General features: G+C 58.9%; 7 protein-coding genes. 3 read left to right on the forward strand and 4 right to left on the reverse strand.

The window, feature by feature from the left end; translation table 11 throughout:
* Positions 1–190 precede the first annotated feature (190 nt).
* Together AC1VAN_RS13650 and AC1VAN_RS13655 are read right to left on the reverse strand one after the other, a co-directional pair.
* Positions 191–400, reverse strand: a complete 210-nt coding sequence (locus tag AC1VAN_RS13650) for a hypothetical protein (protein WP_442251174.1) — start codon at positions 398–400, stop codon at positions 191–193.
* A 107-nt stretch (positions 401–507) separates the two neighbouring features.
* Complete coding sequence (locus AC1VAN_RS13655; protein ID WP_346585871.1) at positions 508–1,005, reverse strand: YciE/YciF ferroxidase family protein; 498 nt, start codon at positions 1,003–1,005, stop codon at positions 508–510.
* A gap of 548 nt (positions 1,006–1,553) precedes the next feature.
* Between AC1VAN_RS13655 and AC1VAN_RS13660 the strand changes: the two genes are divergently transcribed.
* Complete coding sequence (locus AC1VAN_RS13660) at positions 1,554–2,006, forward strand: BLUF domain-containing protein (RefSeq protein WP_442251175.1); 453 nt, start codon at positions 1,554–1,556, stop codon at positions 2,004–2,006.
* 64 nt (positions 2,007–2,070) lie between these two features.
* On the opposite strand, the gene AC1VAN_RS13665 is transcribed toward AC1VAN_RS13660, so the two are convergent.
* Positions 2,071–2,364 carry a hypothetical protein gene (locus AC1VAN_RS13665; RefSeq protein ID WP_442251176.1) on the reverse strand — a complete coding sequence of 98 codons (294 nt, stop codon included), beginning with the start codon at positions 2,362–2,364 and terminating at the stop codon, positions 2,071–2,073.
* 64 nt (positions 2,365–2,428) lie between these two features.
* Here AC1VAN_RS13665 and AC1VAN_RS13670 point away from each other — a divergent pair, with 64 nt between their 5' ends.
* Positions 2,429–3,043 carry a hypothetical protein gene (locus AC1VAN_RS13670; protein ID WP_442251177.1) on the forward strand — a complete coding sequence of 205 codons (615 nt, stop codon included), beginning with the start codon at positions 2,429–2,431 and terminating at the stop codon, positions 3,041–3,043.
* Here the strand turns inward: AC1VAN_RS13670 and AC1VAN_RS13675 are convergent.
* Positions 3,029–3,328, reverse strand: coding sequence for a hypothetical protein (locus AC1VAN_RS13675; protein WP_442251178.1), 300 nt, complete (start codon positions 3,326–3,328; stop codon positions 3,029–3,031). The two genes, AC1VAN_RS13670 and AC1VAN_RS13675, sit on opposite strands and share 15 nt — an antisense overlap.
* A 166-nt stretch (positions 3,329–3,494) precedes the next feature.
* Here AC1VAN_RS13675 and AC1VAN_RS13680 point away from each other — a divergent pair, with 166 nt between their 5' ends.
* On the forward strand, positions 3,495–3,962 hold the full coding sequence (locus AC1VAN_RS13680; RefSeq protein ID WP_442251179.1) for a hypothetical protein: 468 nt from the start codon (positions 3,495–3,497) through the stop codon (positions 3,960–3,962).
* The last annotated feature ends 194 nt before the right edge of the window (positions 3,963–4,156 follow it).

The following is a 4,156-nucleotide window of genomic DNA, read 5'->3' on the forward strand; positions in this document are numbered from 1 at the left end:
GTGCACGTTGAGGCCAGTTGCTATCTGCCCTCCGATGAACAAGAGAGTTAAGCCGAGCAGAACCAAGGACAACCCATTTCGTCGCCACATGTCACACCTTTAGCCCAGTTTTCGAACGCAATCGAAGATGAGCCTACGAGATCTCAATAGCCTTTGCGGTGAACTTCAAGCATGTAGCAGGTGATGATTCCTAGCCCCGATGGCCGCCGGTAGGGTCAGGGTCAGGACGTTCATAGTCTTCAGGCGTGGCCTTGGGCCCGCCGCCGTCCTCGGGCATGTCGTGCTCTTTCCACTTGGCCTTGTCATTGCGACGCACGTCAGGTGTATGGGCTTTTGATGCGTCGTCAACGTCGGTCGTCGGGTTGAACGGCAGTTCGTCCTGCAACTTTTTCTCGTTCATTGTCTGTGCTCCAGAAGGGGGGGCACCTGCATCTGCTGTGTCGCRGTGCTTGCTTGCGCTATTGGCGAAAATTGGCGGCATAGCGACCGCTACGCCGCCATGCAGGCTCACGCTGCTTCGGCGGCCTTCTGGTTGCCGCCGCCCTTGGCGATCATTGTCAGCTTTTCGTCCGTAGCCTTTTCTTCTTCGAGCGTCTCGAGCAGGAGTGGCAGAGCATCCTTGTAGCCCAGCTGCTTGGCCAGTGCGGCAATGGTGCCGTAGGACGCTATTTCGTAGTGCTCGACCTTCTGTGCGCCGCCGATCAGCGCGGCATCCCGAACCGGTCCCTCCTCGACGGAGTCAATGATCTCTTTCCCTTCCTCGATCAGCCCTTCCATCGCTGCGCACTTGATGCGCTTCAGGCGGATGCCGAGGACTTCAACTACCTGATCGATACGTTCGATCTGGCCCTGCGTCTCGTCCAGGTGAAGTTCGAAAGCCGCGGCTAGGTCGGGGTTGCTGGATGCCCTGGCCAAGCGGGGGAGCGCCTTTGTCAATTGCTTTTCCGCGCTGTAGATGTCGGACAGTTCGTGGATGAAAAGATCTTCCGCAGTCTTGATTGCCATCGCTTTTCTCCAAAGGAATGGAGGCGACAGGCTATTGGAGAAGGTGTTAGGACGGTTGCAAACCATGTGACCCTAATGTGAGTTCGCCGGCCCCAAATGCTCTTCATCGGTTGAGCGCTTCATCAGCTTCTGGCCGGTTTGGAGAGGTGAGATTTCGCCGCCGCTATCTCAACTTCTGGCATGTCCCAAGCTGTGATCGCATTCGACCAACCTAGCGTTGCTTATAGCCTGTCGCGCCCCGCATTTCCCGCAGGTCAGAACCGTACCTCCCTCGATGCGCTCGATTCTCTTGTTCAAGCGAGTGATATGGTGGCATTGGTTGCATCGAATTGTGATCGAGTTCACGTGACCGATTCGGGCGTCGTCAGCGCCGTAGTCCAAAGCCAGTACGTAGAAGAGTCCGGTGTCAGGCATTTGTAGGGCTCCTAGTGACGCGTCCACGAATTCAGTTTTCGCACGTTCCTGAACTGTTTTGTTTTCGACCTGCACGTCACTTTATTCCTCGGCAAGTATTGATAGGGTATAGAGCCCCGCAGGGAGATGTCCCTATGCCTATCCGAGCCGTGGTGTACGCAAGTGAGGCTGTCGCAGAGATCGTTGCAGATGGATTGGGCCAGACGGAAGGAAGGCTGTGCTCCATCATTGACGATGCCGCCCGCTTCAACCGAGACGCTGGCGTAACTGGCGTACTTCTCTTCGATGGCGAGCGCTTTCTGCAGTATCTGGAAGGACCGGAAGATGGCCTATCCGTTGCTTATTCCAGGGTGGTGGGCGCAAGCAGCCACTCCGGCCTCGTAGAGTTGCAGCGAGGAAGGGTAGGGCGTCGGCGATTGCCATTCTGGCCAATGCGGTGGCTACCGGTCGAATCGCAAGAGCTTGCCCGGATGGCGAGTGCTGACTGGACCAGCTTCTTCCAGCGAGGAGATGCGACCGCTCCCAACGCTACGGGAATGGATCTGTTGCAGGTCGCGGTCCAGCAACAAGTCGCGGTGATCGGCTAGGGCGGTCCCTCGTTGGTGCGTTTGCCCCGTGCTGCTGCGGCGTCAATCAAGGAGCTCCAGCGCGCTAATTGATCCCATTTGCGGAAGATGCGCCGCATGATGCTTCAATCTGATCGGTGAGGACTGCCAGTGCTTGCTGCAGCGCGGCCTTGTAGAGGGCTCCGCCCTCGGTCGCATGCTTCTCCTCAATTCCAGGAAGCAACTGCGTCCAGATCTTTGACAAGGCTCCGGGTTCGGGATGTGCTATGACGGTTGCCCGAAGGCCGTACTCGAATGCTTTCAGATAGCCGCGGTGCGCTTCTAGGTCTGCTTCGCAGGCTTCAAGGCGTTGGAGAATTTCTGCATCTGTTGCTCGCATGACGGACCTCTGGACAGGTGGCTGAATAGCGGAGATAGTCAGCGCGAGCCCTTCGGCATGCGCTATGAGCATCCTCAACGTTCTTCTACGTCCTGACCAGCTCTTGGTAGCTGTGGACACTCTGGCAGAAGACGCCTTTACCCGAGTTCCATCTGCTGGGGCAAAGCTGCTTTTGATCCCACAGCACAACCTGGTCTTGGCCACTCGCGGATCAACTCAATTCTTCCTTCGCATATACGAGTTGGCGCTGCAGGCGAGCTTCCGAGCGGACTTCACGATGGAGCAATTGATGGCAGAGCTGGGGCTGGTGATCGACAAGCTCTGGCCCGCATACGAAAAGGCGGCTGTTGAGGCCGACCTGCCTCGAGCTGCTCTCGGCACGGAGCTCGTACTCGGTGGGTGGTCAGCGAAGAACGGGCGAATCGTGGCAACAGCCTATGCCAAACACGACAGTGCGATCCCTGCGGTTGTGCAGCCTCTGGTTGGGGGACTGGCGTCTCCGGGCGAGCCGTTGGAGCGCGTCCCTGACAGCTTCGAGCTCGTAGACGTGCTGGCTGCGGGCCGGCTACAGGCGGCGTGGCTCAATCAGGCTGTCGGCCGCCAGGTTGCAGGTGGCAGGCTTCTGGTTGCTGCGCTGAGCGAAGGCCGGGCGGTGGTTCGGGACCTAGGGGCGCTTTAGGTCATCGGGGACGATGCCCGCGAGGGCAAGAATGCGATCGCGTCGCGTCTGTTCATGCCAATGGCCCAGGGCCACTTCAAGCGTCAGGATCTCGGTTGCCTTGCAGCCCAGGCAGGTGAGCTTGAAGCCACCCTCTGCTTCTTCAAGGCCGCAGCCTTTGGACATCCTGGATTCGTCTCCGCAAGCGGTGCATTTGGATTGCAGCGAGGCGATCCCTTCCATCGTTCCGTTGAGTTGGAGAATGGGTCTGATCCGCAGGATCCGGAAGACTTGTGGGGAGGTCATGTACGTAGATCACAAGGCGTCTGGTGCCCTGATGCTACATATAAATTGTTAAGAATGTTTCTCTTGACAGGGTGCGCAACGTGTAGGTGAGAGCTGAAGCGTTTAGCGTGCGAGGCAAGTCCACTGGTTCGCAGCATCTGCGACGCGTAGCCGTATCCTTTCGGCCATGCTCCCCTCGCACGGCTACCAAGGCTTCCGCTCAGCACCGCCACCCTCTGGCTGGGTCCAGATGGGGGAGGGCTGGGTGCTGTGGTGGAGTGGCCGGCAGATCGCCAACGTAACTCCCGCAAAGGACGGCGGCGTTCGGGTGCACCTTGATGCCCGGAAGATGTGGGAAACCAAGAACGTTCGGGCGGCCAGCATGGCGCAGGGCAAGCGTTACGCCGAGCGGTGGTGCGCGGCCAGGCTCTACCCAGAGATGCGGCTGCGAGCTGCTGTGGCTCGGATGGTGGACGGTTCCCCGGGGGAACCTCTACCGCCGCTGCCTGGCCTGCCGCCGACACCCGAACAGCTGCAGCAGGCCCGGCGTCTGGCCGAGGCGGGGGCGAAGGAGCTGGAGCGGGCCAAGGAAGCGCTCCAGCCGCGCCAGCCGCCGGTGACTAAACCTAGGTCTAAGGTTGGGAGCGGGACTTAGCAGGGTCCAGCATCCGCTCATAGTCAAGAATGTGCGCAGGCCGCATCAGCCATTTTCACAGCATCCCGACCTTCTGTTCGTGCTATTTGTGTATACGAAGCGCTGGGCTCGGAGTTATGCCTCTAGTACTTCGAAATACGTGGGGAAATATCGATACAGCTTAGTGTAGTTCTTTGCATCGTCCTGTGAGAGGC

It is taken from the genome of Stenotrophomonas sp. 05L44_2 (genome assembly GCF_056665995.1).

Coding starts and splice junctions, on each gene's coding strand:
- AC1VAN_RS13680 (WP_442251179.1), top strand. CDS start 3,495: ATGCTCCCCTCGCACGGCTACCAAGGCTTCCGCTCAGCACCGCCACCC.
- AC1VAN_RS13665 (WP_442251176.1), bottom strand. CDS start 2,364: ATGCGAGCAACAGATGCAGAAATTCTCCAACGCCTTGAAGCCTGCGAA.
- AC1VAN_RS13650 (WP_442251174.1), bottom strand. CDS start 400: ATGAACGAGAAAAAGTTGCAGGACGAACTGCCGTTCAACCCGACGACC.
- AC1VAN_RS13655 (WP_346585871.1), bottom strand. CDS start 1,005: ATGGCAATCAAGACTGCGGAAGATCTTTTCATCCACGAACTGTCCGAC.
- AC1VAN_RS13675 (WP_442251178.1), bottom strand. CDS start 3,328: ATGACCTCCCCACAAGTCTTCCGGATCCTGCGGATCAGACCCATTCTC.
- AC1VAN_RS13660 (WP_442251175.1), top strand. CDS start 1,554: ATGCCTATCCGAGCCGTGGTGTACGCAAGTGAGGCTGTCGCAGAGATC.
- AC1VAN_RS13670 (WP_442251177.1), top strand. CDS start 2,429: ATGAGCATCCTCAACGTTCTTCTACGTCCTGACCAGCTCTTGGTAGCT.